We start from the raw sequence: 25,379 nt of genomic DNA, 5'->3' as shown, positions 1-25,379 counted from the left end.
GCCCTTGTCCTTAGGTCTTATCAGTTGCTGCAGTTACAGTTGGTTGCAGATGAGTTGCGATCACATCGGGTAAAGGGATGGGGCGCGAAATACCATAGCCTTGACCAAATTCAATCCCAATATCCCGTAGAATACGGATAATCTGCTCATTCTCAACATATTCAGCAATCGTTTTAACCGACATCAACTGTCCGACTTGATGCACTGACTGCACCATAGCACGCCCTACGTCATCAGTGGCAATATCCTTTACAAAGCTGCCATCAATTTTTAAGTAATTTACTGGCAACTGCTTAAGGTAAGCGAAGGAACTTACCCCTGTACCGAAGTCATCTAAAGAAAAGCTACAGCCTAATAATTTTAGTGTATCAATAAATTTATGTGCCAAGGCTAAGTTACTAATTGCAACCCGCTCAGTAATCTCGAAGCACAACATATTCGGTGGCACGGCGGCCCATTTAATCATATCCAACACATATTTCAGGAAACTAGGATCATCCAAACTTTGTCCGGATAAATTAATGGCAAAAATCGGCAAAGGATTGCACTTGGCGATTCGTCTAACATGCGTTAAGAGTTCTTTGACTACCCAACGATCCAATTTCGGCATCATCGAATAGTATTCGGCGACTGGGATAAATTCATCCGGTGAAATCGCTTTACCTTCCGCATCAAAGAGTCGCAGTAAAATCTCATAATGATGAAAGGGCTTGAGGAAAGCCCTAGGTTCAAGGGGTTGAATCGGTTGCGCATAGAGCCGAAACTCCCCACTTTCAAAAGCTTTACGCAAACGCCCAATCCAAACTAATTGCCCACGATGTTTATTAATTTCAACATCATCAGGACGATAGAGATGTAAGCGATTACCACCCTTGGCTTTCGCGACCCGACAAGCTGCATCCGCTAAAGAAAAGACACGATTTGGTGTACCTGATTGCTTGTGAATGGGTACAAAGCCGACACTAGCAGTGATTTTATGTGGCTGCCCATCCCAAACAAAATTATAACGCATTACTGCATTACGCAAACTTTCCGCTTTACGTAACGCATCAATTGGCTCAGCCTCACGGAACAAAATTCCGAACTCATCGCCACCAATGCGTGCTAATACATCGCGGCGTTTATCAATGGAGTTTTTCAACAGGTGGGAAATGCGCTCAATGAAAGCATCTCCTGCACTATGACCCAAGGTATCATTGACTAGCTTAAATTGGTCAAGAGCCACATGACAAAACGAGTGCTTAACTCCTTGTTGTCGTGCCTCATCCAAGGCAGTTTTTAATTTAAGCTCAAAACTCTTACGATTCAATAGCTTGGTTTGTGGATCATTCATCTGCACATAATTCAGATGAGCCTGTAAAGCCCTTAACTCTGATTGATCTTTTAATAGCAGCAAAATATGATCATCGTCTTTTCCCGTTAAAGACAAGGGTTTAACCAGATAGGTTATCTCGACATCTTGTAAACCATGACAATTGAATAAGCAATCACGGAAGATTTGCTGTCGAATCATATGATTACGCTCCATCCAAGGGATAGGCGAATGTTTAGCAGGATCCAATAAGTGAAAAACTTCGGTATGATATTTACCACGGGTACTGCGCGCACGCTGGCGTAAGAGTTTTTCGGCTGCGGGATTAATTAAAACAATGAAGCCGTGCTTGTTAGCAAGCACGGCAGCTTCCTCTACATCCATCAAGGCTGCAATCAAGATATTCTCTTGATCCACCGAAACTCGCCGTGAACCACCACGTTGACGCAGAAAGAACCAAATGCCTGCACCAATAGAGCCTAGCAGTGAGACAGCAATTGCTAGATACCAAAGAGACTGAGTCCACATGGATGGAACCCCAGTTTCAATCACTTAATCATACCCCGACTACTATAAATTATTTTTTTGATGGATCTATCATAAAGAGCAGTTTATAGCCTGTATAGACTGACCAGATAGGCGCGGTAATCTTCGGGGCTTAGCGCGAATTTTCTAAACTTCACCCATAAAAAAAGCACTATAACTAGAGCGTTGATAGTGCTTTTGACAGTTTTGAGCTACGACTTAGGAGCTTAAACTTTTTCTTTAATCCGTGCCGCTTTACCAGTCAAGCCACGTAGATAGTACAGTTTTGCACGACGCACATCACCACGACGTTTCAATTCGATGCTAGCAATGCTATTACTGTAAGTTTGGAATACGCGCTCCACACCTTCGCCATAAGACATTTTCCGTACGGTGAATGCTGAGTGTAAGCTACGGTTACGTTTAGCAATAACCACGCCTTCATAAGCTTGTAAACGCTCTTTATCACCCTCTTTTACGCGAACCTGTACTACTACTGTATCACCGGGAGCAAAATTAGGGATATCCTTATTCATTTGCTCTTGTTCTAACTGACGAATAATCGTATTCATGAGATAACCTCTGAAGAAACCTTGTATTCCTGTCTAAATTCATTCAGCAGGGCTTGTTCTGCTGCACTTAAATCTTTTTTTGCTAGCAAATCAGGACGTTTTAACCATGTCGCCCCTAACATTTGCATTTTACGCCAACGAGCAATAGCAGCGTGATTCCCACTTTTAAGAACAGCAGGAATCCCCAACCCTTCAATGAGCTCAGGGCGGGTATAATGTGGACAATCTAACAAACCTTCTGCGAATGAATCTTGCTCAGCAGAATCTTCATGCCCTAATACTCCGGGTAGTAAACGGGTGACACTGTCAATCAGTACCATTGCCCCTAGCTCACCACCACTAAGTACATAATCACCGATGGAACATTCTTCGTCTACTTCTAATTGAATAATGCGCTCATCAATGCCTTCATAGCGTCCACACAGTAAGACTAACCCTGACTCTTGCGCAAACTCACGGACTTTGGCTTGTGTTAAAGGTATACCTTGTGGACTTAAATAAACTAATCGACCCAGATGCCGCTTTCGTACATCACGAATCGCTCGCAATAAACAGTCGGACTTCATTACCATTCCTGGGCCACCGCCATAAGGGCGATCATCTACAGTACGATGTACGTCCAACGTATAATCGCGTGGATTATAACAACTAACCTCGACAGCTTGCTGCTCAATAGCTCGTCGCACAATACCATGCTGAGTTACCGCTTGTACTAACTCCGGAAACAGGGTCAGTACTGCAAACTGCATTTTAAGCTCAAAACTCTGGATCCCAGTCGACTTCGATTAAACTAGTAGCCAAATCAACACGCCTAATCACTGAATCCATTACCCAAGGCAACCAATGTTCGCCAGTAGCATGTTTAACTACTAGGACATCATTAGCTCCCGTTTCAAATAAGTGATCTACCTTACCTAAGACCGTGCCAGTGATAGTTTTCACTGTTAGACCCTCTAAATCAGACCAATAATACTCATCGGCTGCTAGAACAGGTAATTGACTACGTAATACAGCAATCTCAGTGCCAGTCAGCTTAATCGCTGCATTACGGTCTAAAACATGTTCAAATTTGGCGACCAGGCCTTTGGATTGCTGTTGATGGTCAATAAGCTTTACAGCTTTCCATTCTTGATTAACTTTGAAATATAAAGGCTGATAATTAAAAATATCGGCCAGATTTTCAGTATAAGAATGGACTTTTACCCAACCTTTAACACCAAACGCACCGGAAATTTTTCCAAGTACAACCATGGCTTCAGATTGAGCTAGCATCTAGAAAACCTACTTAAGCAGCTGCTTTTGCTGATTCACTCAACAACTTTGCTACGCGCTCACTAGGTTGTGCACCTTTAGAAATCCAATATTGCACACGCTCTTGCTCAACGTGTAAACGAATTTCTTGACCGCGAGCAACTGGATTAAAGAAACCCACACGCTCAATATAGCCGCTGTCACGAGGCTTGCGTTTATCAGTGACCACTATGCTATAGAATGGATTCTTTTTAGAACCACCACGAGCCAGACGAATATTGACCATAAATCAAAGACCTTAGTTAAATTCAAATACCGATCGACAGAGCGCTGCCAAAAGCAAACGCGCAATTGTACGGTTTTTTTGAGAAATGTGAAGAGGGTATTGACAAATAAACCGTGTTCTAAGCCCCAAGTTTGTGGGGCTTAGCAAAATTAGCCCTAATACTGAACTGAAGCCAGTTGTGGCTGACGTGAGCCTGGGAAATAGCGATAGTGACCGCTAATAGGCATTTTGAAGAGTACATCTTCTAGCTTTTCACCTTGGCCAATATTATGCACGATCATGAAACGGCGTGGATCAGAAGGCGAGCGCTGATCGACCACAATGCCAATATGTTCTTGATCACCCCCCAAACTCCAAGTGACTAAATCACCAGGACGATAATCACTAGGATTACCAGTGACAGGTAAACGTTGACCATGACGAGTGAAAAAGACTTTTAAATTATGGACACGCCGATGATCGATATTAGTATCCGGACCTTGCAAGCCCCACTTCGGCAAATTTGGATAAGAATAGAATGCGCGCGAAATATCTTCATGGACTAGACGTTGCAAATCGACACCCAAGCGACGATAAGAACGAATAACGGTGTCAGTACAAACGCCAATATTGGAAGGGACATCGCCATTCGGATAACTTATAGGAATATACGCACCATTATAGCTAACGCGATAACGTAAACGATCCACTGCAGCTTCAGCCAAGCGTTCAGAATAATCCGTGTTAACTACACGTTGCGAACGTTGTATTTGCCAAGCCATTTGTGCACGTTGTCTGGCTTCATTCGCACGCTGGGCAACTTCCCATTGTTGATGATACCAACGCTGTTTTTGTTCGAACTCCAATTGATGCTGATCTTTGCCACGGCGTGGTGGTGACGATTGTGCTGTTACAGCAAGATTCCTTTGAATAATTCTGATAGAAGTTTGCGGCTTAGTGGTCGCCAATTTCTGTGGTGTCGAAGGCTTTGCTTCTGTTTCGACCGTGTTCGTAGAACAACCTGCTAAATTCGCTAAGGCTAAAATAGCACTGCCATAAGCCACAAAACTAATCTTTCTTTTTAAAGCTGTATTGACAAAAGAGTTCACCATAACTCCACCCAAAGGAATAAATAATCTAGAAGGAACGCACATCCCCAACCCGTGCGCACGTAGTTTTATAATAAATATCTAGCAAATACTAGCTTCAGGAACATTAATTTTTTAATGCATGGGGTTTAACAAAAAACTTTAGCTATTCATAATTCTTGTCAGTCGGCTTCCATTTACATTGTTATGGTTGAGTACCATACTCAACCATAACAGTAACAGTTTTTTAGTATTGATACTGCTGCATAGCACGACGATCAATAGGCACTGCACCACGGTAATTACCCTTAGCCTTAACAGGTGGCACTTTGACGGGCGGACGCTGAACCGGCCGGTGGACTGGACGAGGGCGCTGTACAGGTGGTGCTGGTTGTACAATCGGGGCTGGCTCTTCAATGACGGGCACAGGCTCTGGTTGGGGAGCTTCAACAATTGGCTCTGGAACCGTTTCAACCGGTGGCGCTGCTTGCTGTTGGCTACAACCTGCCGCGGCTATACCCGCAATCAAAATAGCCATAGCTACATGCCGATTCTTAATTTTCATTATTGGTTGCCTCTATTTAAAATTTATTGTTATTAAAAATACGCTAGGTATCTTATAAGCCCATTGCAGACAGCCTTACTATGCTAAGACCCGCCCTAATGACAGCTTAACCAATAAATTTTATCGGCAGTTGTTAAATGACTACTAGATAAACGGCAAGGATACCCACTCTCTTAGAATGGGTACCTTGTTAGCTATTGTTTCCTAATGCTTGCTTACAGCCTTTTATTGGCGATATTGCTTCATTGTGCCTTGATCGATTTGAATGGGGCCTTTGAAATTGCCTTTGGCTTTAACAGGCGGAACAATAATTTGCTGTTGTTGCTGAGGACGCATCCCACCACGACAGCTGTAATGATGTGAGTGGTTAGGATTGGTATATGGATGAGTATGAGTTATAGAGTTAGTGCAACCAGGGATCGCTGGGTGGGTATGTGCCCATTTGCCACCTGTTGGAGGTAATGGCTTTCTAATTGGGCCTCTCCCCCCTCTATTGGGCTTGCGACCTTTACAACTGTATTTATGCGTATGGCGTGGATTAGTGAATGGGTGACTATGCGTAACTGAATTAGTACAACCAGGAATCGCAGGATGAGAATGACGACCACCTAACCCACCTCCTCTACGTACCCCTCCTCCTCTACGTACGCCCCCACCACCTTTACGCACTGTACCACCACCAACACGTGGACGTGGAGGACATTTACTGCAGTCAGTAATGGTAATAACTTTGCCAGGAGCCGGTGCTGGTGGAGGTGCAGCTTGTGCAACCTGCTGTGCACTCATCTGACTACAACCAGAAGTGAGTAGCCCTGCCAAAAAAATGGCAGCTAGTGAAAATTGGGTTTTCATTTTCATAATAGTGGTCTCTTTCGTTGTTTAAGGGAACGCACTCTCGAGTATAGTCAAAGTTTTTAAAATTGATGCGCATAAAACCGAGTTTTGAGTTTTTTTTACGACATTTTTTATATTTTTTTCTAACCCCCACTCAACTGTTCAATGCACAAGCAATCGTCTAGCAAATCCTTGTAGTAGCTTGCTTCTGGGGTTCAAAACTCACAAACAAAAAGCCCCTTACTTTTTACAAAGTAAAGGGCTTGAGCAGTTTTGTTGTGGTTTAGCTACAAAAGCTTAGCCACATCAATTCTTACTGTTGGTATTGCTTCATCACGCCTTGATCGATTTGGATCTTACCACGATAGGTACCTTTTGCCTTCACTGGTGGTACTTTTACTGGTGGTACTACCACAACTGGTGGGCGTGGTTGTGGACGAACAACAACTGGAGGACGTGGCTTCACAACTGGACGTGGACGTACCACTGGACGTGGACGTACCACTGGGCGTGGTTTCACAACTGGACGTGGTTTTACAACAGGTGCTGGGCCACATTTGCTACAATCTAAGACAACTTTATCTGGAGTTGGTGCTGGCGGTGGCTCTACGACTTGTTGAGCACTCATTTGGCTACAACCAGATGCTAATAAACCAGCCAGAATAACTGCTGCGAGAGAGAGTTGAGCTTTCATCTTCATAGTCTTCGGTCTCTATATAACGTTAATTAGGGAACAAGGTTCTACAAGTATATTCAAAATTGTTGGTAAGATAAAACAATTCCCCTGACTTTTTTACAACAATCACCCTAATTACTTAATAAGTTGGGCAAGTAGGTGCGTAAGGTGTTTTAACTATGCCCCAACGATACTGTAGTGGTGCATGAGGGTCAGATACTAAGTGACCACCTTCTAAGTTTTTGCGTAACTCACGCAAACTCATATATAACTCTTCGCCTAAGGTCATTTGTACCATGCAGAAATCATTTAAATGTTTCATTTCACCGGCTGGTGGCTCATCAATCGAGAACACCGCTTTCGCCCAACGGGCAGGTTGGGATTGTGGATCAAAGCGGCCAATGCGATCTAGGTGATGGCGAATGGAACTAAAGAACATGCCTAAACGTTTATCGCGTCCTGGCGTTGAATAATCATCAAACTCTTTAGCACTCATACATTGACGTCCACCTTTACGAATCTCCTGTAGATGCCACAGTGCATCATATACGTAAACGCTACGATCATTAGCATACATACAAAGTGCTAATAATAAACGAGTAGTTTTTTCATCAGGGCGCTCTGAGCGTTTGCCTAGCTTTTTAGAAATAATATCAGTGAACGCCACATAGTCGTATTTCAAATCAGCCGCTAACTGGAACTGTTCTTCGCTATAACCCGGCTGTGCGCTGGCAGGCTGACGAATATTTTGAGGTTGCTTAAAGCGACGATAACCATCAGCAAATGTCTTATCTTCGGGTACATAAAACGGAAAGGATGGAGTACGTAGTAAGAAACGTGAAGTTTTTGGCGTAGTCGAGGCCATGACTTCAGCAATACCGGTTTCAGTCACCTCTACAATTTGATAAGAGTGTACACCCGGTGCTACATAAACGTCACCCGCTTTAATGTCATTCAACGCAACCGGATAAGTATCTTGTCTTAAGGACTTAGTGCTCGTCATATCAGCAACATAATCCATAAAACGGCGCACACGTTGTGGTTCAGGTAGATTGTCCCAAATGCCCATATTATTGCTAATCACTTGGCTTGGCGTTTGCTGATTATTTACTACGAAAGGCAATCTATGCTCATAAGAGAAAATGAGGCGCATCATATAAGTTGCATCAGCACAGTCGTTTTCAAATTTGTAATAGATAGGCTTGGCTGGATTCATGAAGATATCATCTTTCCAGTTTTGAACTACCCATTGGCGATAGCGATTTTCCCAAGATTCATCCCATTGCGAGTCAGAACTCCAAACAGATGCAAAGGCGGAGCTAAACGGTGCTAAGCAAATCCACACCAAAAGTAGTAATAACGCTTTAAATTTATCCATAATTTCTATGCTTGTGCGACAAGAACCAATACAGTTGTGAGGCAAGAGTGCAACAGTAACTGATTATTTACAACATTACCAAATTTAACCGTTTTATAAAAATAAAGAAGCTACTAATAAAAATGCCCGATATCATCTGACATCGGGCTGGTATGGGTAGATTTTATTGAATCACAGAAGCTTTCTGCAACTCAAAAATCACTCATTTTACGGTTTTTTGTAAGTTTGCATTACACCCGTATCAATTTGAACTGGCCCCTTGAAATTACCTTTTGCTTTAACTTGGGGCACTACAATGTGCTGTTGTTTTTGACCACCTTTGCAACTGTAATGGTGTGAGTGGTTAGCATTGTTGTAAGGATGGGTGTGAGTGATGGAATCAGTACAACCAGGAATCGCTGGATGGGTATGTGCCCACTTATTAGCAACTGCTGTCTTTTTAGTTTGCTTCACTACACGCTTAGTAACTGTTTTTTTACCACCTTTACAACTATACGCATGCTGATGTTTAGCGTTAGTAAAGGGATGAGTATGGGTAGTAGAATTAGTACAACCAGGAATTGCTGGATGGGTATGTGCACCACCTGCTGGAGTAGCCGCTGGGGCTGGAGCTGGTTTATGGCACTTGCTGCAGTCAACGATTGTTTTTGGTGCGGCTGGTTTGGCTTCAGGAGCTGGTGCAGCTTGCTGTGCTGCCATTTGGCTACAGCCAGAGGCAAACACACTTACCGCAAAGATCGCCGCTAAAGTATACGGAGTCTTGATTTTCATGGCTTTTAATCTCTTTCGTTGTTAAATGTGAAGCAATAAAGACTAGACGGGAACCCACCCTCTAATCATTGATCGACCTAATGACTAAGCAGAATATTTCTATGGAAATGCCTAACATTCAGCTCTAAATGTTGCCAAAAGCCAACAAACCTAAGCATTTAGTTGTAACTTTGGCACAACTAAATCATACAGCGCAGCCCTCACTAGGTAAACAGTTGAAATCATGAATTTTTAGAGAAAGGGCAAGTTTTTAACCAGAGAAACCACCTCCTAGCGGAGGAAAACCACTCCCAGTCGGTAACTTCCCTTTCATATTCTGCATTAGTCTACGCATCCCACCACCTTTTGAAAACTGCTTCATGACTTTACTCATTTGCTGTTGTTGCTTGAGTAAACGATTCACATCCTGAACTTGCAGACCACTGCCGGTGGCAATGCGACGTTTACGTGAGGCTTTAATGAGTTCAGGATTACGGCGCTCTTCTAAGGTCATTGAATTAATAATCGCGATCATACGGCGAATTTCTTTATCATTGGCTTGCTCTTTCACATGCGCAGGCATAGCGCCCATACCGGGTAACTTATCCAACAAGCTACTCATGCCACCCATTTTTAGCATTTGATTCATCTGGTCACGCAGATCTTCGAAATCAAAACCTTTGCCTTTATTGAGTTTACGCGCTAGCTTTTGAGCTTTTTCATGGTCAACTTTATGCTGGGCTTGCTCAATTAAACTGAGCACGTCGCCCATGCCTAGAATACGTGAAGCCATCCGATCCGGATGGAAAGGCTCTAAAGCATCAAGCTTTTCACCTACCCCCATGAATTTAATGGGCTTGCCGGTAATATGCCGCACCGACAAAGCCGCACCGCCGCGTGCATCACCATCGGTCTTAGTCAGAACTACACCCGTTAAAGGCAAAGCATCACCAAAAGCTTTAGCGGTATTGGCCGCATCTTGCCCAGTCATACTATCGACAACGAACAATGTTTCAACCGGCTTGAGCAGCGTATTGAGCTGGCTGATCTCCTCCATCATCTCCGCATCAATATGCAAACGGCCTGCAGTATCGATGATCAAAACATCCATATACTGGCGTTTAGCTTGCGCGAGTGCCGCTAAAGCAATATCAGCAGGCTTTTGATGGGGTTCACTGGGGAAAAACACTGCTTCAGTTTGCTTAGCAATAGTTTCTAGCTGCTTAATCGCCGCAGGACGATACACGTCACAGCTAGCAACCATCACCGTTTTTTTACTTTTTTCTTTCAAAAAGCGAGTTAATTTACCTACGGTAGTAGTTTTACCCGCACCTTGTAAGCCAGCCATCAAAATAACAGCAGGTGGCTGAGCATTCAGGTTGAGAGTTTCATTTGCCTGCCCCATAATCTCAATCAGCTCTTCATGAACGACTTTAATCAGAGCTTGACCGGGGGTAAGGCTTTCTAAAACTTCTTGTCCGACTGCACGTTCACGGATACGACCGATAAAATCACGCACCACTGGCAGTGCAACATCCGCCTCTAATAAAGCCATTCGCACATCACGCAAGGCATCTTTTATATTTTCATCGGTTAAACGCGCTTGCCCACGTAGTTTTTTTACCGTTTTCGAAAGACGATCACTTAAATTTTCAAACATGATTATGGTCTTCTGCTAGTCCCAATCGAGAACAAATTGCTATCATAGCATTAAACTGTATCGTCACATCGATGAGAAGCTAATCTGTATCTAGAATGACAATAACGATGACCTTGATAGTCATGGCGGCTTGGATGTCGACCTGGCTCGTAATTGCTTTACGCCTACGCAAGCCTCCTGCAACGAGGCCACCTACTTGGCTACTCAACAGTCTTTGGCTGTTAGCTTTAATTGTACAAGGTGCAAGCTTAATCCTGACTTGGTTTAGCCAGCAACATGGTTTTATTGATTTCTTTGCTGCGCTATCAGTCGTTTTATGGCTAACTTGCTTCTTACTATTTCTTACTCAGCTTAGCCGTCCTTTGGAAAATTTGGGGTTACTGATCATTCCCTTTATCCCGCCAACCTTATTAGGCAGTTATTTCCTAAGCACCAATAGTGCTACTTTAAATTTAGATAATGGCTTAGGCATTCATATTTTTAGCTCACTACTCGCCTATAGCATGCTTACCTTGGCTGCCTTACATGCACTACTCCTCGGCTTACAAATCCGGCAACTCCATGATCATAAACCCAATATATTAGTCAGAACTTTGCCAGCTTTACAGGATATGGAATCACTACTCTTTAAAGTGATCGCGTTAGGGTGGGTATTGTTGAGCTTAAGCCTGTTCAGTGGATTTATGTATTTAGACAATCTCTTCGCCCAACATGTAGCACATAAAACCATTCTCTCAATTATGGCTTGGCTGGTATTTGCAATACTACTCTACGGGCATTGGCAATATGGCTGGCGGGGTAAAACAGCAATTCGTTGGACTTTAGCGGGTTTCTTTATGTTAATGCTTGCCTTTTTTGGCAGTAAATTTGTTTTAGAATATTTAAAACAGCCATGAACTTGCAGCTATCTCTTAGCCTGCAAATGACACTCCTTAGTCGACACATCTTCCAACTTATCCTCCACGTCGTAAGACATCGCCCTTTAGGGCGGGAGCTATAAGGCGCATCGGCGCTAGCCGATCTATTCACAGATTGTGCCGTTTAGTATAATCAAACCGATGAAAACTCTGAAATTGCGTATCAAAGACCAACATGCTTCAGTGCTCAACCGAGATGAATTAGTCAAAGCCTATGCTGCAATTTTCATAGGCGATGTGAGTTCAAAAGCCCTAGCCAAAACCAAGATGGCTAAATCCGTGTTAAATGCCGGTTGGGGAAGTTTTAAAACCATGCTTCGGTATAAATGCGTGAACGCAGGGGTATGGTTTGAAGAAGTGAATGAAAAGTACACGACCCAAGCTTGTTCGAGTTGCGGCAGTATTTCCGTCAACAGTCCGAAAGGTAGAGCAGGTTTGCGAATAAGAGAATGGACTTACCCTGATAATGCCCGATGATAGTGCTTAGTTGGATGGGATAACACCTATCCGTGAAGTCAATCAATCCCTCAAGCTCAAGCTGCCTCTAGATGGTCTAAAAACCATTAATGGTTTAATTATGGAGCATTTGGGATATCTGCCTGTACTAGGTATAACTGTCTTGATTGAGCAGCATCCTATGGAAATCCGTAAAACGCGTAAAAATGCAATCAAAACTTTAATTATCTATCCAGCGCTGCCAACACCCAGCCAGAAGGAATCCGAACATGGCAAAAACTAAACTGCAGTATTATTGTACCGCTTGTGGCAGTGTGCATAGCAAATGGAATGGACAATGTTCGGACTGTAGCGCGTGGAACACCTTAGAAGAAAGTATTGCGCCCCCTGCTAACGCTACACCTAAAAATCCACGCTTTACCGGTTATGCTGGCGAACCCGCTAGTATTCGCAGCATTAAAGAAATTCACATTCAAGAAGACCCACGCACGCCAACCGGTGTACAAGAATTAGATCGAGTTTTAGGTGGGGGTTTAGTCGCAGGTTCAGTCGTCTTGATTGGTGGTGATCCAGGTATTGGAAAATCGACTATTCTTTTGCAAACTTTATGTGACTTGCCACAAATCAGCAGTCTGTATGTCACCGGTGAAGAATCACTCCAACAAGTGAGTTTACGAGCGCGGCGCTTAGGTTTAAATGCTGATCATTTGCGCTTACTCACTGAAACAGGTGTTGAGACCGTTTTAGCTTTAGCACAAGCTGAAAAGCCCCAAATCATGGTTATTGACTCGATTCAAACCCTTTACACCGAACAATTACAATCTGCCCCCGGGTCTGTCAGCCAAATTCGCGAGTCCGCTGCACAATTAGTTCGCTTTGCTAAGCAAACCCAAACTACACTCTTTATTGTAGGCCATGTGACCAAAGAAGGTACGCTAGCCGGCCCGCGCGTTCTCGAGCATATGGTAGACACAGTGCTCTATTTTGAAGGCGATCCCGGCGGACGCTATCGGATTTTACGCGCTGTCAAAAACCGTTTTGGTGCCGTGAATGAGCTTGGTGTGTTTGCCATGACCGAGCAAGGTTTAAAGGGAGTTAGCAATCCGTCGGCTATTTTCCTCTCTCGGCATGAAGAGCCTGTTTCTGGTAGTGCTATCATGGTAACACGTGAAGGTACACGGCCTTTGTTGGTTGAAGTCCAAGCTTTAGTCGATACCAGTCATGCCGGTCATGCCCGCCGTGTGACTTTAGGGATGGAGCAAAACCGCTTGGCCATGCTCTTAGCCGTCTTGCATCGACATGGTGGGATTTCTATGTATGATCAAGATGTTTTTATTAATATTGTTGGCGGTGTTAAGATTTCAGAAACTGCCGCTGATTTACCCTTACTGCTAGCTGCCTTATCAAGTTTTCGTAGCCGGCCACTTCCAGCCGATGTAGTCATCTTTGGTGAGGTTGGCTTAGCAGGAGAAATTCGCCCCGTACCTAATGGTGAGGAGCGGCTAAGAGAAGCTGCCAAACATGGTTTTAAGCAGGCGATTGTGCCTAAAGCGAATAAACCACATCATGCAATTCAAGGCATGAGAGTCACTGCAGTGACTCGTTTAGAGGAAGCGATGGCGGCATTGATGTAAAAATACAACACGCCAATCGCATAATTGTTGACTCAAAACCACATATATAATAGCTTTATGAACATTCTGGGGCGTAATTTTACTCACAAATTCGGTTTGGTCCGCCCTAACAGGTTTCCTTGCCACAATCGCCTTATTCACATGTTCATGAAGAAGTAAGTTATGGATCACTTGCCTGCTTGTTCAGCCAGGGAGTTTTATCTTGTCATTTATTGATTTAGGTCTACAGGGTGCTTTCGCCGATAATATCGACGCAGCAGGCTATGAGACCCCGACAGAACTACAACAACAGCTTATCCCCCTAATGGCACAGCGTAAAAGTGCCATTGTTTGGACGCAATCTGCAGCAGGCAAAACGGGGGCTTTTTTAATTCCTGCGATTAACTATATTTTTAATAATCCGCTGCCTGAACATCAAGGTGCACGCATCTTAGTCCTGACTTCGCGCCGTGATCGTGTCAATCAAATTACCTACACTATCAAGCGTTTACTCGGTGAAGGCCAGCAAATCCGTACCGGCTTTATTGTAAGTGGTCGCCCTTATCAACCACAAATGCGCCTACTACGTCGCCCCTTGGATTTAATGATTGCTACACCGGGGCGTTTAAATGATTTGGTCGATAATAACAAAGCCGATTTCTCGAATATTGAGCTGCTGATTATCGATGATCTGACCGCCATTTATAAGAAAGGCTTACACAGCTTGATAGATCGGATTGTTGAACAAAAGCCGGCGACCGCACCGGTGATTGCTTTCGTGCGCCATGATGATGAAGTCACCCCTTATGCACGTCGCATTATTCCAAACTGCGAAGAAATCCTCATTGAGGATGAAAAAAGCCAGCTCTTACGCTTGCCACAAGTCGTGCATCAAGCAGATGACTACACACACAAATTAGCGCTGATTGATTACATTCTTGATGGCTTAAAAGGCAAGCCTACAGTTATTTTCACAGTCACTAGTAAAACAGCAAAAACCTTAGCCGATAATCTAGCAAATCACGGGCATACTGCTGATTCAACTCATTTATTACCTGATGAGGAACGTAATTTAGAAGCCTGTCCAATTTTAATTGTGCCTGATCAAGAGGACTTTATTCCCGAGTTAAGTGGCAATGAACCTGTTATTCATTTTGAGTTGCCGGAAAAAACTGATACTTACTTAAACCGTTTACAAAGCGTGTTAGGTACAGAACGCCAAGAGCCGGTGATTTTATTAGCAGGCCCAAGCGATCGTGATGGTTTGAAGAAGATTGAAGAGTTTCAAGGCGAAGCGATCAATCAGCGTACGATTCCGGGTTTAGAACCGAAACAGACTAATCGCAGTGGTGCTAAGCCAAATACACGTGCACCTCGTAAACCCAGCACTAATCCACGTAGTGCTACAAATGCTGAGAAATCGAGTCGCCCGCAAAATAGCCGTGGTAGCAAGCCAGCGACTCCAAATAATGGCACAGCCACTCCACGTACTGGGACGGACGATAAACAGCGAGGACGCAAAGGACCTTATGGGCGTTTAAATGGAGGGGCACAACGTAAACAAGGTTCAGGGCAATCAGCCTCTGATGCAGGTTATGAAATTGGTAGCTGGGAAAAGCAAGATTATGTTCCTAAGCAAGCGGCAACCGCTGATAAGAAAGTTGTGATCCGCTATAAAGAAAAGCGGCGAAATCTAGTCAAATAGTGCACTTATCCCTATGTTAAGCCTAGAAGAAGAGCATTTGCTCCGCCAAAAGCTATTTGATTTACGCCAAGAACATCGCGATCTGGATACTGCGATCGAGGTCTTACGCATGACCCCAGATTATGATCAATTTATGCTCTCACGCATGAAAAAGCGTAAATTACTTTTAAAAGATATGATTCAAAAACTCAGTAGCCAACTGATTCCAGATATGAATGCCTAAAGTGAATTTAAGAAGCTAGCGCGAGTAGTTTTTTAATAATAGGCTGATTAGCGGCAGGGAAATCTAAGCTTGCAAGTTCTGCTAACTCAAACCAAGCAATGTCTTGCCCTTCTTTACCAACTGGCTCATGTTGAAATTGAGAGACAGCCCACACATCTAAATGGATATTTTTATCCGGATAGATGTGCCTAATTTCAATTAAAGGCTGCATGCTTGGCAGATCAGCTTCTATGCCCAGCTCTTCAAAGAGTTCTCGCTTTAGAGCAATAGTCGCAGTTTCTGTAGGCTCTACTTTGCCACCGGGAAACTCCCATTTACCACCTTGGTGCTTATGCGAAGGTCGCTGTGCCAACAAAATTTGCTGGCGACTGTTATAAATAACCGCCGCCACCACATGAATCCAAACAGATGAAACTTCAGACATCAGCTACGGTATTCAGCATTAATTTTGACGTAATCATAAGAGAAGTCACAAGTCCAAGTGGTTGCACTCGCCGCCCCTCTTCCCATCTGAATGCGAACATTGATTTCATCACGCTTCATTTCCACTTGGCCTAATTCTTCACGATAAGAGGGAGCTGGCTGCCCCTTCTCAATCAGTAAAGTATCTCCCAACCAAATCGTGACTGCATTCACATCTAGCTTATCAATTGGACTACGCCCAACTGCTGCTAAAATCCGTCCCCAGTTAGGGTCACTGGCAAACATCGCGGTTTTCACTAAAGGTGATAAAGCGACCGTATTCCCAATCACACGCGCTTCTGCACGATCGTTAGCACCCTCCACCACCACACTAATGAATTTGGTAGCACCTTCACCATCACGCACAATCGCTTGCGCAAGATACATACAAACATCCTGCACCGCTTGCTGGAAGCTAGCACGATTACTCGCATCCACCACTGAACCTGATTTTCCAGTAGCTGCTAACACCAGAGAATCATTGGTTGAAGTATCACCATCAATCGTGATGCAGTTATAGGTTTCTTCAACCACTTCACTTAAAATGGCTTGTAATAAACTCGGTTCAACCTGAGCATCGGTGGCTACATAAGACAACATAGTAGCCATATTCGGGTGAATCATCCCCGCACCTTTAGCGATGCCTGTGATGGTCACTGACTTGCCGCCCAGTTCAATTTGCTTGCTCATGGCCTTACCGATAGTGTCGGTGGTCATAATGGCTTTTGCTGCAGCTAACCAATTATCCTCTTTAAGATTAGCCATCGCCGCAGGTAAAGCAGCGACAACTTTATCGACGGGCAACTGTTGGCCAATCACACCCGTAGAAAATGGCAAAATTTGCTCTGGCTTACACTGCCCTACTTCTGCCAAAGCATTACAACAAGCTTTAGCTGCAGCAAGACCGAGTTCACCTGTGCCTGCATTCGCATTGCCTGCATTCACTAGCAGATACCGTGGGCTAGCACTTGCTAAATGTGCACGAGCAACCGTCACTGGAGCTGCACAGAAAGCATTACGCGTGAAGACCGCAGCACAAGAACTGCCTTCGGCCAGCTCCATCACTAACAGATCATCACGCCCTTTATAACGAATGCCTGCATTCAAAGTCGCTAAGCGCACACCCGCAATGGGCAATAAATCCTCATTAAAGCTTAAATTGACAGCCATTAACTTAACTTCCCATGACATTGCTTATATTTTTTGCCTGAACCACAGGGGCAAGGATCATTACGCCCAACTTTCGGCTCAGAATTAACGGCTGTTTTCTCTTGTGCTGGTGTGAATGCATCCACAACTTCATCATCGTCTGCAAAAGCATCAGGATTTGCATGAGTATACTGTACATCTTGTTGTACCGTTTCATGCGCAGGCGGTGGCTCACCAATTTGAATCCGCACCAAGAAAGTAATTACGTCATGCTTGAGGCGCGTGAGTAGCTCCTCAAACATCTCAAAGGCTTCACGCTTATATTCCTGCTTCGGATTCTTTTGCGCATAGCCACGCAAACCTATACCTTGGCGCAGATAATCCATCGCTGCAAGATGCTCTTTCCAGTGCGAATCTAAGATATGCAGCATTGCTTCACGCTCTAAGCGACGCATATTTTCAGCACCAATCACAGATTCTTTTTCGGCTAGCTCATTCTTAACCAGCGCTTGGATACGCTCACGAATTTGCTCTTCATACAGCTTTTTATCCTCATCCAACCATTGCTGGACAGGCACTGATAAATTCAAATCGGTTTGGAGTTGCTTCTCTAACCCAGCAATATCCCATTGCTCATCCACACTGCCGGGTGGAATGAAGCGGCTCACTAAATCCTCAACCACATCGTGACGAATGGACGCGATCATATCTTGGGTATTATCTGCTATTAACAGCTCAGTACGCTGCTCATAGATAACCTTACGTTGGTCATTCGCGACATCATCGTATTCAAGCAAATGTTTACGAATATCATAGTTATGCGCTTCAACTTTACGTTGGGCATTCTCAATCGATTTTGATACTAATCCCGCCTCAATCGCCTGACCTTTTTCCATACCTAATTTTTGCATCATGCCTTTCACACGCTCAGACGCAAAAATTCGCATGAGATTATCTTCTAGCGATAAATAAAAACGTGAGGAACCGGGGTCACCTTGACGACCAGAGCGACCCCGTAGCTGATTATCAATCCGCCGGGATTCATGGCGCTCCGTGCCGATGATATGCAAGCCACCTGCGGCTAATACAGTGTCATGACGCTTTTGCCACATAGCTTTAATTTTTTGCTTAGCCGTTTCATCCGCATTCGCAGGCGGCAACTGCGCAATTTCCTCTTCGTAGCTCCCACCGAGCACAATATCAGTACCACGCCCCGCCATGTTAGTCGCAATGGTGACTGCACCGGGGCGACCCGCATTAGCAATAATATGGGCTTCACGCTCATGTTGTTTAGCATTCAAAACTTCATGTGGAATGCGTAGGACTTTCAGTTTATTCGAAACTAACTCGGAAGACTCAATCGAGGCGGTACCCACCAACACGGGCTGACCTTTTTCGACGCAAGCTTTAATGTCTTCAATAATTGCGTCATATTTTTCTTCAGCCGTTAGATAAATCAGGTCATTCGCATCTTTCCTAATCATCGGGCGATGCGTGGGGATGACTACGACCTCTAAGCCATAAATCTGCTGTAACTCAAAAGCTTCAGTATCAGCCGTACCGGTCATACCTGAAAGCTTTTTATACAAACGGAAATAATTCTGGAAGGTGATCGACGCTAAGGTCTGATTTTCTGCTTGGATTTCAACGTTTTCTTTAGCCTCAATCGCTTGATGCAAGCCCTCTGACCAACGCCGACCGGGCATAGTACGCCCTGTGAATTCGTCAACGATAATAATTTTACCATCGCGCACAATATAGTCGACGTTCTTTTGGAACAAAGTATGTGCACGTAAGCCTGCATTTAAGTGGTGCAAAATCGCAATACTAGCAGAATCATATAAACCCTGCCCATCAGGTAATACGCCACGCTCACTGAGAATTTGCTCAACCCGCTCTTGACCACTTTCTGAGAGGAAAACTTGCTTAGCTTTTTCATCCACCCAGTAATCACCTTCACTCTCTTCTGCTTCTTGGCGAGACAATTCAGGCACGATAGCATTGACTGCACGATATAAATCAGAGGCATCTTGGCTTGGGCCAGAGATAATTAGCGGAGTACGCGCTTCGTCAATCAGGATAGAGTCAACTTCATCGACGACAGCATAGGAGAGTTTGCGCTGTACACGCTCGTCCATCGAAAAAGCCATATTATCGCGTAGATAATCAAAGCCAAATTCGTTATTGGTACCGTAAGTAATATCAGCTGCATAAGCTTCACGACGCTGGTCTTGGCTTAAGCCATTAATGATTACACCGGTACTTAAGCCTAAGAAGCCATAGAGTCTAGATAAGGAGGTCGCGTCACGCTGTGCTAGATAATCATTGACGGTAATGACATGCACGCCCTTACCCGGTAGAGCATTCAGGTAAGCTGCAAGAGTAGCGACTAAGGTTTTACCCTCACCGGTGCGCATCTCAGCAATTTTTCCATGATGCAACACCATACCGCCAATCATTTGTACATCATAATGGCGCATGCCAAGAATACGTTTACTCGCTTCACGCACGGTAGCAAAGGCATCAGGTAAGAGATCATCCAGTGTTGCCCCAGCTAACAGCCGCTCACGGAATTTAACCGTGCGATGCTGCAAGTCAGCATCCGACAACTTGGAGTAATCAGTTTCTAATGCATTAATATTTTTAACGATCTTTGCATAACTTTTGACCAAGCGATCATTACGACTACCAAAAATCTTTTTCGCAACAGAACCCAGCATAATCTCTTATTTTCTCCTAACTCATCCTGCCAGTGGCTCTACCGGCAATTTCCTGAGCCAATACAAGGCAGAGAGTTTACTCCCTTGCGCTGACACAGCCATGGTTGTCACCCCAATATGGGGTCTAGCCCAAACAAAACAAGCTCAATTGACAAAAAAATCCGGCGCAATCCTAAGAGAGGAATTGCGCCGGGCTCATAGTATAGCTTGAATAACTGGCTATACGGTGAATTATTCCTACTCGCCCAAACCTAAATAAGTCTGTGGATCAATAGCTTCACCGTTACGCAAGATTTCTAAATGTAAATGTGCTCCAGTTGAGCGGCCTGTATTGCCTAAGAGTGCCACTCGATCTGCTTTTTGAATCACTCTGCCCTGCTCAACTAAGGCTTGATCTAAATGCGCATAGCGACTGACTAAGCCATTACCGTGATCAATTTCGACAAGGGTGCCGTAGCCCCCTTTAGTCCCTACGAACGACACTATCCCACCGGCTACTGCATGGACATCAGTGCCACGTGGCCCCGCATAGTCCATACCTTTATGCATACGCATACCCCCATTAAAAGGATCACGCCTTGCACCGAATTGAGAAGAAATATAGCCAAACTTGACAGGACGCGAGGAAGGTAAAACTACTTCGGCTAGCGCTTTTTCTTCAAGAACTTGATAGAGACTTTCGAGCATAGCACGTTGTTGCTCCAGCTTAGACTCCATGTTTTCAAAAGAACCTAATAACTCCTTAGTAGTTACCCTAGGTGCCACGGCAGGTGTGTAATCTTCCTCCAAGCCGCCACGCGGTGGAGCCTGATCTAAAGAAAACTCCTTCGGATCTAATTTTGCACGATTGACTACACGTTTTGCTAAAGCGTTGAGCCTTGCAATCTCAGCCTCCAAAGTCCCTAGACGTACAGAAAGTGTATCGACATCAACGGTATAGCTTGAGTAAGTCTTCTTAATTTCATTGACAGTGTTCATCTGCTCACCGAGGGTTGTGAGAATTTTCTCCGCCTCCTCGGCTGTTAGTGAATTCTGTTGCGGTGTATTATCTAAACGGTAAAGACCTAACATCTGATTGACTGACAAACCGATAATCAGCAGAGCCACTAAACTGGCTGGGAGTACCAGATGAGTAATGGGGTTGAGACTAAACGAAGCGCGTCGTGCACCATCACGACTAATACAAATAACTTTCATGCGACAAACATCCGCTAATGCCCTCCACAGGCAAACTAAACACTCTCTTTATAATAGTTGGATGTAGTGCAGGTTGATGTAAAAAGATACTATGAGAAAAATCAACTACTTTATTAATGATGGTCTGTCCGAAAGGCTGGATCAGCTAGATAAACTGAGCTATTTGATTAGCCAACACACTCAAATGCGCCTCGAAAACCGTATCTGGCCGATCATTCGCAATCGACGTTTATTAGTACTGACGGACGACCCACATTTCGCAACTCAGGCACGGTTTACACAGAAGACACTCTGCCACCATCTCAATAAAGAATTGAGTTTAAAACTTAACGGTGTGGATATTAAAGTGATTGCTATGCCACTGGCAAGCTTTGGGCGAAAATCAAGTAGAGTACCGATGAGCGAGCAAACCATTGAAACACTTGCAAGTATTGCTCAACAGATTCAAGATGAAAGCTTACGTCAAGCTTTAGTACGACTGGCTTTAGCTCATCGTACCAGCACTTATAGCTCTACTAATCTTCAAACTGCTAGTGCGTAGCCATCAGCAAAAATAGCACGCTCGCGCTGTTTTTCTTCGAGCGAAACCATTTCCCAAGCTTCTTTTTGAGCCAGCAGCTCACGTACCAACAGATTGTTAATGGCATGTCCAGCTTTATGACCATGGAAAGCACCAATAATCCCATGACCTAAAGTATATAAGTCACCAATCGCATCCAGAATTTTATGGCGGATAAACTCATCACTATAGCGTAAGCCATCAGGGTTCAATACACGAAACTCATCCAACACGATGGCATTCTCTAAACTACCACCTAAACCTAAGTTCTTGGAACGCAAAAGTTCAATGTCACGCATAAAGCCAAAAGTGCGCGCACGCGCAATTTCACTCGCATAAGCCTGCTTAGAAAAATCTAGCTCCATACTTTGGCAAGTTGCACTAACTGCTGGATGATTGAATTGAATATCGAACGAGGCTTTAAACCCATCATAAGGACTTAAGCGCGCCCACGCATCTCCTTTGCGAAACTCGACAGGCTTTTTAATGCGAATAAAGCGCTTGGTTGCATTCTGCTCAGCAATACCAGCAGAAAGAATCAAATATAAAAAAGGGGCAGCACTACCATCCATAATCGGAATTTCAGGCGCGTCAATATCGACATAAAGATTATCAATGCCTAAGCCTGCTAACGCCGATAATAAATGCTCAACCGTCGCAACTTTAACTACACCTTCTAATAAAGCTGTACAGAGCATCGTTTCGCCAACCCGCTCGGGGTGTAGACACAACTTTGGCTTATTAGGAAGGTCAGTTCGATAAAAAACAATACCCGTATTCACAGGAGCAGGCCGTAGGGTCATCGCTACTTTCTTTCCAGAATGCAAGCCAATACCCATCGAAGACACTGCCGTTCTTAGAGTTCTTTGTTTCAGCACTTGTCAGCCCCTACTTCTTCCATAACTACTTGTACCGCTTAACAAACGGCACAAATCATATCACAATTAATCGAGATAATTTTAAATAGATTTTGCCAAGCTCACGCTGAATAAAACGCTCGAGCCCATACTAAAATGCAACCAACCTCGACAAGTTGGCTGCTAGGGCATGTTTAATGACTAGTTAGCTGCGTTTAATCAGCTTGGGTTCGCAAAAACGCAGGAATATCTAAAGTACTATTGCCACGATTAAATCCGTTTCCAGCGGCTGGATTTTGAGCATTCTGACGGGCATTATCAATATTTACCACCACTCGTGGTTTTTCTGGTTGCACAGGCACTGCAGCAGGGCGCTCGCGCTTAACAGCTTGGGCAGCCGCTGGCTTACTAACGCTATGCGTAGCTGCATCCTCTAAACCCGTCGCGACCAAGGTTACACGGATTTCATCCCGCATATCAGGGTCGATAACTGTACCAACGACTACTGTGGCCTCGTCTGAAGCAAATTGACGAATCACTTCGCCCACTTCCTCAAACTCATGAATCCCCATATCTAAGCCAGCAGTGATATTAACTAGAATACCGCGCGCGCCATCCAGGCAAATGTCTTCTAGTAAAGGATTAGAGACCGCTGCTTGAGCTGCTTTTTCAGCACGACTATCCCCTTGAGCTTTGCCCATGCCCATGACTGCCATGCCCATACCAGACATAACCGTACGCACGTCAGCAAAGTCAACATTGATCAAACCAGGACGGGTAATAAGCTCAGCAATACCTTGCACCGCATTCAACAGCACACTATTTGCTGATTTGAAGGCATCCAATAAAGTCGCATTTTTACCTAAAGCGGTTAACAACTTTTGGTTAGGAATAGTGATTAAAGAATCGACATGACGTGCTAACTCGGCAATTCCCGCATCTGCTAATTTCATGCGTTTAGTCCCTTCCAAATGGAAAGGACGCGTCACCACTGCAACCGTCAAAATACCTAAATCACGTGCAATTTCAGCCACTACTGGTGCAGCGCCCGTGCCCGTGCCACCACCCATACCTGCAGTAATAAACAGCATATCCGTTCCACGAATTAATTCTTTAATTCGCTCACGATCTTCCATTGCTGCTTCACGACCTACATCGGGATTAGCACCAGCGCCTAAACCTTTAGTCAAGCTTGTGCCTAATTGTAAAACTGTACTAACTTGGCAACCTTTTAAAGCCTGTGCATCAGTATTCGCGCAGATATACTCCACCCCTTCGATACCTGAAGTCAGCATATTAATGACTGCATTGCCACCGCCGCCACCGACACCGATCACCTTAATAACGGCACCGGCTTTTTGATTATCCATAATTTCAAACATGCCCATTCTCCAGCTGTTACAAGTTTCCGTTAAACCAACCTTTAATCCGCTCCCATAAGCTCTCAGACGAACTTACCGGTGCGTGGTGCACTCCCTTTCGCTCTCCATAAGCCTGCTGTGCGATGCCATACAGCAACAATCCTACCCCAGTGGAATGGATAGGATTTTCGACTTCCCCGCGTAAGCCACCAACATCACGCGGCATTCCTAGTCGAACCGGCATATGGAAGATTTCCTCTGCCAATTCGATAGCACCTTGCATTTTTGAAGTACCACCGGTTAAGACAATACCTGCACCAATCCGCTCTTCGTAGCCACTGCGTTGCAGCTCGTCTAGAATTAAAGCAAATAGTTCAGCATAACGCGGCTCAATAATGGATGATAAGACAAAAGTAGATAAGCTTAAGGCCTCTCGCTCACCCACTGCAGGTACATCAATAGTCTCTTCCTGCTCAATTAATTTTTGTAAGGCGACACCATGCCTAATTTTAATATCCTCCGCATGACGTGTAGGAGTACGCACGCCAAGCGCAATATCATTGGTCACTTGGTCACCGGCAATCGGGATCACTGCTGTATGATGAATCGCTCCATTGAGGAATACTGCAATATCGCTAGTACCCCCACCGATATCGACTAAGCAGACACCCAACTCTTTTTCATCTTCCTCAAGCACGGCATAACTAGACGCTACTTGCTCAAGAATAATATCTTCTACGCTTAGGCCGCAGCGCTCAACACATTTAATAATATTTTGTGCCGCGCCATGCGCTGCTGTGACTAAATGCACACGCGCCTCAAGCCGTACTCCCGACATACCAATCGGCTCACGGATACCCTCTTGCGAGTCAATCACATATTCTTGGGGCAGAACATGCAAAATACGTTGGTCTGCTGGAATAGCGACGGCGCGCGCTGCATCCATAACACGCTCAAGATCCTGCGCTGTTACTTCCTTATCTCTGATCGCGACAATTCCATGCGAGTTAAGACTACGCACATGACTTCCAGCAATACCTACATAGACTGAACTAATTCTGACTCCAGACATTAGTTCAGCTTCTTCAACGGCTTTTTGGATCGACTGAATGGTCGATTCGATATTGACAACTACTCCACGACGCATACCACGAGAGGGAGAGGTGCCAATACCGACGACCTCGAGGCGCCCATTTTCGTTCACCTCGCCCACCATCGCGACTACCTTGGAAGTACCAATATCTAAGGCGACGATGGTGTTCCGATCTGATTTTTTTGACATCT

Annotated in this window: 25 protein-coding genes and 1 pseudogene; 7 read left to right on the top strand and 19 right to left on the bottom strand. The window is 44.5% G+C overall.

All coding sequences use genetic code 11. From position 1 onward, the window contains the following. Window positions 1-10: 10 nt before the first annotated feature. The 12 genes from Q0307_RS11805 to ffh form a co-directional block, all read right to left on the bottom strand. On the bottom strand, window positions 11-1,840 hold the full coding sequence (locus Q0307_RS11805; RefSeq protein WP_298660818.1) for an EAL domain-containing protein: 1,830 nt from the start codon (window positions 1,838-1,840) through the stop codon (window positions 11-13). A 224-nt stretch (window positions 1,841-2,064) separates the two neighbouring features. Next, on the bottom strand, window positions 2,065-2,409 hold the full coding sequence (rplS, locus tag Q0307_RS11800) for a 50S ribosomal protein L19 (protein ID WP_298660816.1): 345 nt from the start codon (window positions 2,407-2,409) through the stop codon (window positions 2,065-2,067). Then, on the bottom strand, window positions 2,406-3,158 hold the full coding sequence (gene trmD, locus Q0307_RS11795) for a tRNA (guanosine(37)-N1)-methyltransferase TrmD (RefSeq protein WP_298660814.1): 753 nt from the start codon (window positions 3,156-3,158) through the stop codon (window positions 2,406-2,408). The genes rplS and trmD overlap by 4 nt, the downstream gene beginning before the upstream one ends. Before the next feature lie 7 nt (window positions 3,159-3,165). Then, window positions 3,166-3,681 (bottom strand): ribosome maturation factor RimM, encoded by a 516-nt coding sequence (gene rimM / locus Q0307_RS11790; RefSeq protein ID WP_298660811.1) that lies wholly within the window; start codon window positions 3,679-3,681, stop codon window positions 3,166-3,168. A gap of 13 nt (window positions 3,682-3,694) precedes the next feature. Further along, window positions 3,695-3,946, bottom strand: coding sequence for a 30S ribosomal protein S16 (gene rpsP, locus Q0307_RS11785; protein ID WP_298660809.1), 252 nt, complete (start codon window positions 3,944-3,946; stop codon window positions 3,695-3,697). Window positions 3,947-4,101: 155 nt separating this feature from the next. Continuing rightward, window positions 4,102-5,037 carry a DUF1287 domain-containing protein gene (locus tag Q0307_RS11780; RefSeq protein WP_298660805.1) on the bottom strand — a complete coding sequence of 312 codons (936 nt, stop codon included), beginning with the start codon at window positions 5,035-5,037 and terminating at the stop codon, window positions 4,102-4,104. A 223-nt stretch (window positions 5,038-5,260) separates the two neighbouring features. Beyond that, window positions 5,261-5,578 carry a hypothetical protein gene (locus Q0307_RS11775; protein WP_298660803.1) on the bottom strand — a complete coding sequence of 106 codons (318 nt, stop codon included), beginning with the start codon at window positions 5,576-5,578 and terminating at the stop codon, window positions 5,261-5,263. 225 nt (window positions 5,579-5,803) lie between these two features. Beyond that, window positions 5,804-6,436 (bottom strand): hypothetical protein, encoded by a 633-nt coding sequence (locus tag Q0307_RS11770; protein ID WP_298660801.1) that lies wholly within the window; start codon window positions 6,434-6,436, stop codon window positions 5,804-5,806. 289 nt (window positions 6,437-6,725) lie between these two features. After that, window positions 6,726-7,106, bottom strand: a complete 381-nt coding sequence (locus tag Q0307_RS11765) for a hypothetical protein (protein WP_298660799.1) — start codon at window positions 7,104-7,106, stop codon at window positions 6,726-6,728. Window positions 7,107-7,227: 121 nt separating this feature from the next. Next, window positions 7,228-8,466 carry a hypothetical protein gene (locus Q0307_RS11760; protein WP_298660797.1) on the bottom strand — a complete coding sequence of 413 codons (1,239 nt, stop codon included), beginning with the start codon at window positions 8,464-8,466 and terminating at the stop codon, window positions 7,228-7,230. 207 nt (window positions 8,467-8,673) lie between these two features. Beyond that, window positions 8,674-9,237, bottom strand: coding sequence for a hypothetical protein (locus Q0307_RS11755; RefSeq protein WP_298660795.1), 564 nt, complete (start codon window positions 9,235-9,237; stop codon window positions 8,674-8,676). A gap of 250 nt (window positions 9,238-9,487) precedes the next feature. After that, on the bottom strand, window positions 9,488-10,876 hold the full coding sequence (ffh, locus tag Q0307_RS11750; RefSeq protein WP_298660793.1) for a signal recognition particle protein: 1,389 nt from the start codon (window positions 10,874-10,876) through the stop codon (window positions 9,488-9,490). 134 nt (window positions 10,877-11,010) lie between these two features. Between ffh and ccsA the strand changes: the two genes are divergently transcribed. The 6 genes and pseudogenes from ccsA to Q0307_RS11720 all read left to right on the top strand — a co-directional run bounded on the left by ccsA (window position 11,011) and on the right by Q0307_RS11720 (window position 15,790). After that, the gene (gene ccsA / locus Q0307_RS11745) at window positions 11,011-11,772 is read left to right on the top strand and encodes a cytochrome c biogenesis protein CcsA (protein WP_298660791.1); all 762 of its coding nucleotides are present in this window, start codon (window positions 11,011-11,013) and stop codon (window positions 11,770-11,772) included. 222 nt (window positions 11,773-11,994) lie between these two features. Then, window positions 11,995-12,246 (top strand): annotated as a pseudogene (locus tag Q0307_RS11740) (transposase); the annotation flags it as partial. A 34-nt stretch (window positions 12,247-12,280) separates the two neighbouring features. Next, window positions 12,281-12,532 (top strand): transporter associated domain-containing protein, encoded by a 252-nt coding sequence (locus Q0307_RS11735; protein WP_298660787.1) that lies wholly within the window; start codon window positions 12,281-12,283, stop codon window positions 12,530-12,532. Further along, window positions 12,519-13,883, top strand: a complete 1,365-nt coding sequence (radA, locus tag Q0307_RS11730; RefSeq protein ID WP_298660785.1) for a DNA repair protein RadA — start codon at window positions 12,519-12,521, stop codon at window positions 13,881-13,883. Before Q0307_RS11735 ends, radA begins: the two co-directional genes overlap by 14 nt. 202 nt (window positions 13,884-14,085) lie before the next feature. Next, entirely contained in the window at window positions 14,086-15,567 is a 1,482-nt protein-coding gene (locus Q0307_RS11725; protein WP_298660783.1) for a DEAD/DEAH box helicase, read from the top strand. A 13-nt stretch (window positions 15,568-15,580) separates the two neighbouring features. Next, window positions 15,581-15,790 (top strand): DUF465 domain-containing protein, encoded by a 210-nt coding sequence (locus tag Q0307_RS11720; protein WP_298660781.1) that lies wholly within the window; start codon window positions 15,581-15,583, stop codon window positions 15,788-15,790. Between the two features lie 7 nt (window positions 15,791-15,797). Here the strand turns inward: Q0307_RS11720 and mutT are convergent, their stop codons facing one another. The 4 genes from mutT to Q0307_RS11700 form a co-directional block, all read right to left on the bottom strand. Continuing rightward, window positions 15,798-16,214 (bottom strand): 8-oxo-dGTP diphosphatase MutT, encoded by a 417-nt coding sequence (mutT, locus tag Q0307_RS11715; protein ID WP_298660779.1) that lies wholly within the window; start codon window positions 16,212-16,214, stop codon window positions 15,798-15,800. Next, a complete protein-coding gene (gene argJ / locus Q0307_RS11710; protein ID WP_298660777.1) occupies window positions 16,214-17,422 on the bottom strand; it encodes a bifunctional glutamate N-acetyltransferase/amino-acid acetyltransferase ArgJ in 1,209 nt (402 codons plus the stop codon). The genes mutT and argJ overlap by 1 nt, the downstream gene beginning before the upstream one ends. Further along, window positions 17,422-20,121 carry a preprotein translocase subunit SecA gene (gene secA / locus Q0307_RS11705; protein WP_298660774.1) on the bottom strand — a complete coding sequence of 900 codons (2,700 nt, stop codon included), beginning with the start codon at window positions 20,119-20,121 and terminating at the stop codon, window positions 17,422-17,424. The genes argJ and secA overlap by 1 nt, the downstream gene beginning before the upstream one ends. A gap of 237 nt (window positions 20,122-20,358) precedes the next feature. Next, window positions 20,359-21,318, bottom strand: coding sequence for a M23 family metallopeptidase (locus tag Q0307_RS11700; RefSeq protein ID WP_298660772.1), 960 nt, complete (start codon window positions 21,316-21,318; stop codon window positions 20,359-20,361). A 91-nt stretch (window positions 21,319-21,409) separates the two neighbouring features. On the opposite strand from Q0307_RS11700, the gene Q0307_RS11695 reads away from it, so the two are divergent. Beyond that, window positions 21,410-21,859, top strand: coding sequence for a hypothetical protein (locus Q0307_RS11695; RefSeq protein WP_298660769.1), 450 nt, complete (start codon window positions 21,410-21,412; stop codon window positions 21,857-21,859). Here Q0307_RS11695 and lpxC read toward each other — a convergent pair. From lpxC to ftsA, 3 genes are all read right to left on the bottom strand, one after another. Beyond that, window positions 21,841-22,755, bottom strand: coding sequence for a UDP-3-O-acyl-N-acetylglucosamine deacetylase (gene lpxC / locus Q0307_RS11690; protein ID WP_298660767.1), 915 nt, complete (start codon window positions 22,753-22,755; stop codon window positions 21,841-21,843). The genes Q0307_RS11695 and lpxC overlap by 19 nt on opposite strands. Before the next feature lie 194 nt (window positions 22,756-22,949). Next, window positions 22,950-24,116, bottom strand: coding sequence for a cell division protein FtsZ (gene ftsZ / locus Q0307_RS11685; protein ID WP_298660765.1), 1,167 nt, complete (start codon window positions 24,114-24,116; stop codon window positions 22,950-22,952). Between the two features lie 16 nt (window positions 24,117-24,132). After that, the gene (gene ftsA, locus Q0307_RS11680; protein ID WP_298660763.1) at window positions 24,133-25,377 is read right to left on the bottom strand and encodes a cell division protein FtsA; all 1,245 of its coding nucleotides are present in this window, start codon (window positions 25,375-25,377) and stop codon (window positions 24,133-24,135) included. Between the last annotated feature and the right edge of the window lie 2 nt (window positions 25,378-25,379).

The organism is uncultured Thiothrix sp., assembly GCF_937873765.1.
Taxonomy (GTDB): Bacteria; Pseudomonadota; Gammaproteobacteria; order Thiotrichales; family Thiotrichaceae; genus Thiolinea.
Note: the sequence above shows the minus strand (reverse complement) of the source record. Positions and strands in the feature narration are given on the sequence as shown.

Bases quoted from the DNA above. Each gene is read 5' to 3' on its own strand.
- ftsZ (WP_298660765.1), bottom strand. From the start codon at position 24,116: ATGTTTGAAATTATGGATAATCAAAAAGCCGGTGCCGTTATTAAGGTG.
- radA (WP_298660785.1), top strand. From the start codon at position 12,519: ATGGCAAAAACTAAACTGCAGTATTATTGTACCGCTTGTGGCAGTGTG.
- Q0307_RS11755 (WP_298660795.1), bottom strand. From the start codon at position 9,237: ATGAAAATCAAGACTCCGTATACTTTAGCGGCGATCTTTGCGGTAAGT.
- Q0307_RS11765 (WP_298660799.1), bottom strand. From the start codon at position 7,106: ATGAAAGCTCAACTCTCTCTCGCAGCAGTTATTCTGGCTGGTTTATTA.
- Q0307_RS11760 (WP_298660797.1), bottom strand. From the start codon at position 8,466: ATGGATAAATTTAAAGCGTTATTACTACTTTTGGTGTGGATTTGCTTA.
- trmD (WP_298660814.1), bottom strand. From the start codon at position 3,158: ATGCAGTTTGCAGTACTGACCCTGTTTCCGGAGTTAGTACAAGCGGTA.
- Q0307_RS11720 (WP_298660781.1), top strand. From the start codon at position 15,581: ATGTTAAGCCTAGAAGAAGAGCATTTGCTCCGCCAAAAGCTATTTGAT.
- mutT (WP_298660779.1), bottom strand. From the start codon at position 16,214: ATGTCTGAAGTTTCATCTGTTTGGATTCATGTGGTGGCGGCGGTTATT.
- ccsA (WP_298660791.1), top strand. From the start codon at position 11,011: ATGTCGACCTGGCTCGTAATTGCTTTACGCCTACGCAAGCCTCCTGCA.
- ftsA (WP_298660763.1), bottom strand. From the start codon at position 25,377: ATGTCAAAAAAATCAGATCGGAACACCATCGTCGCCTTAGATATTGGT.
- ffh (WP_298660793.1), bottom strand. From the start codon at position 10,876: ATGTTTGAAAATTTAAGTGATCGTCTTTCGAAAACGGTAAAAAAACTA.
- Q0307_RS11775 (WP_298660803.1), bottom strand. From the start codon at position 5,578: ATGAAAATTAAGAATCGGCATGTAGCTATGGCTATTTTGATTGCGGGT.
- rpsP (WP_298660809.1), bottom strand. From the start codon at position 3,946: ATGGTCAATATTCGTCTGGCTCGTGGTGGTTCTAAAAAGAATCCATTC.
- argJ (WP_298660777.1), bottom strand. From the start codon at position 17,422: ATGGCTGTCAATTTAAGCTTTAATGAGGATTTATTGCCCATTGCGGGT.
- Q0307_RS11700 (WP_298660772.1), bottom strand. From the start codon at position 21,318: ATGAAAGTTATTTGTATTAGTCGTGATGGTGCACGACGCGCTTCGTTT.
- secA (WP_298660774.1), bottom strand. From the start codon at position 20,121: ATGCTGGGTTCTGTTGCGAAAAAGATTTTTGGTAGTCGTAATGATCGC.
- Q0307_RS11780 (WP_298660805.1), bottom strand. From the start codon at position 5,037: ATGGTGAACTCTTTTGTCAATACAGCTTTAAAAAGAAAGATTAGTTTT.
- Q0307_RS11805 (WP_298660818.1), bottom strand. From the start codon at position 1,840: ATGTGGACTCAGTCTCTTTGGTATCTAGCAATTGCTGTCTCACTGCTA.
- rimM (WP_298660811.1), bottom strand. From the start codon at position 3,681: ATGCTAGCTCAATCTGAAGCCATGGTTGTACTTGGAAAAATTTCCGGT.
- Q0307_RS11770 (WP_298660801.1), bottom strand. From the start codon at position 6,436: ATGAAAATGAAAACCCAATTTTCACTAGCTGCCATTTTTTTGGCAGGG.
- Q0307_RS11695 (WP_298660769.1), top strand. From the start codon at position 21,410: ATGAGAAAAATCAACTACTTTATTAATGATGGTCTGTCCGAAAGGCTG.
- rplS (WP_298660816.1), bottom strand. From the start codon at position 2,409: ATGAATACGATTATTCGTCAGTTAGAACAAGAGCAAATGAATAAGGAT.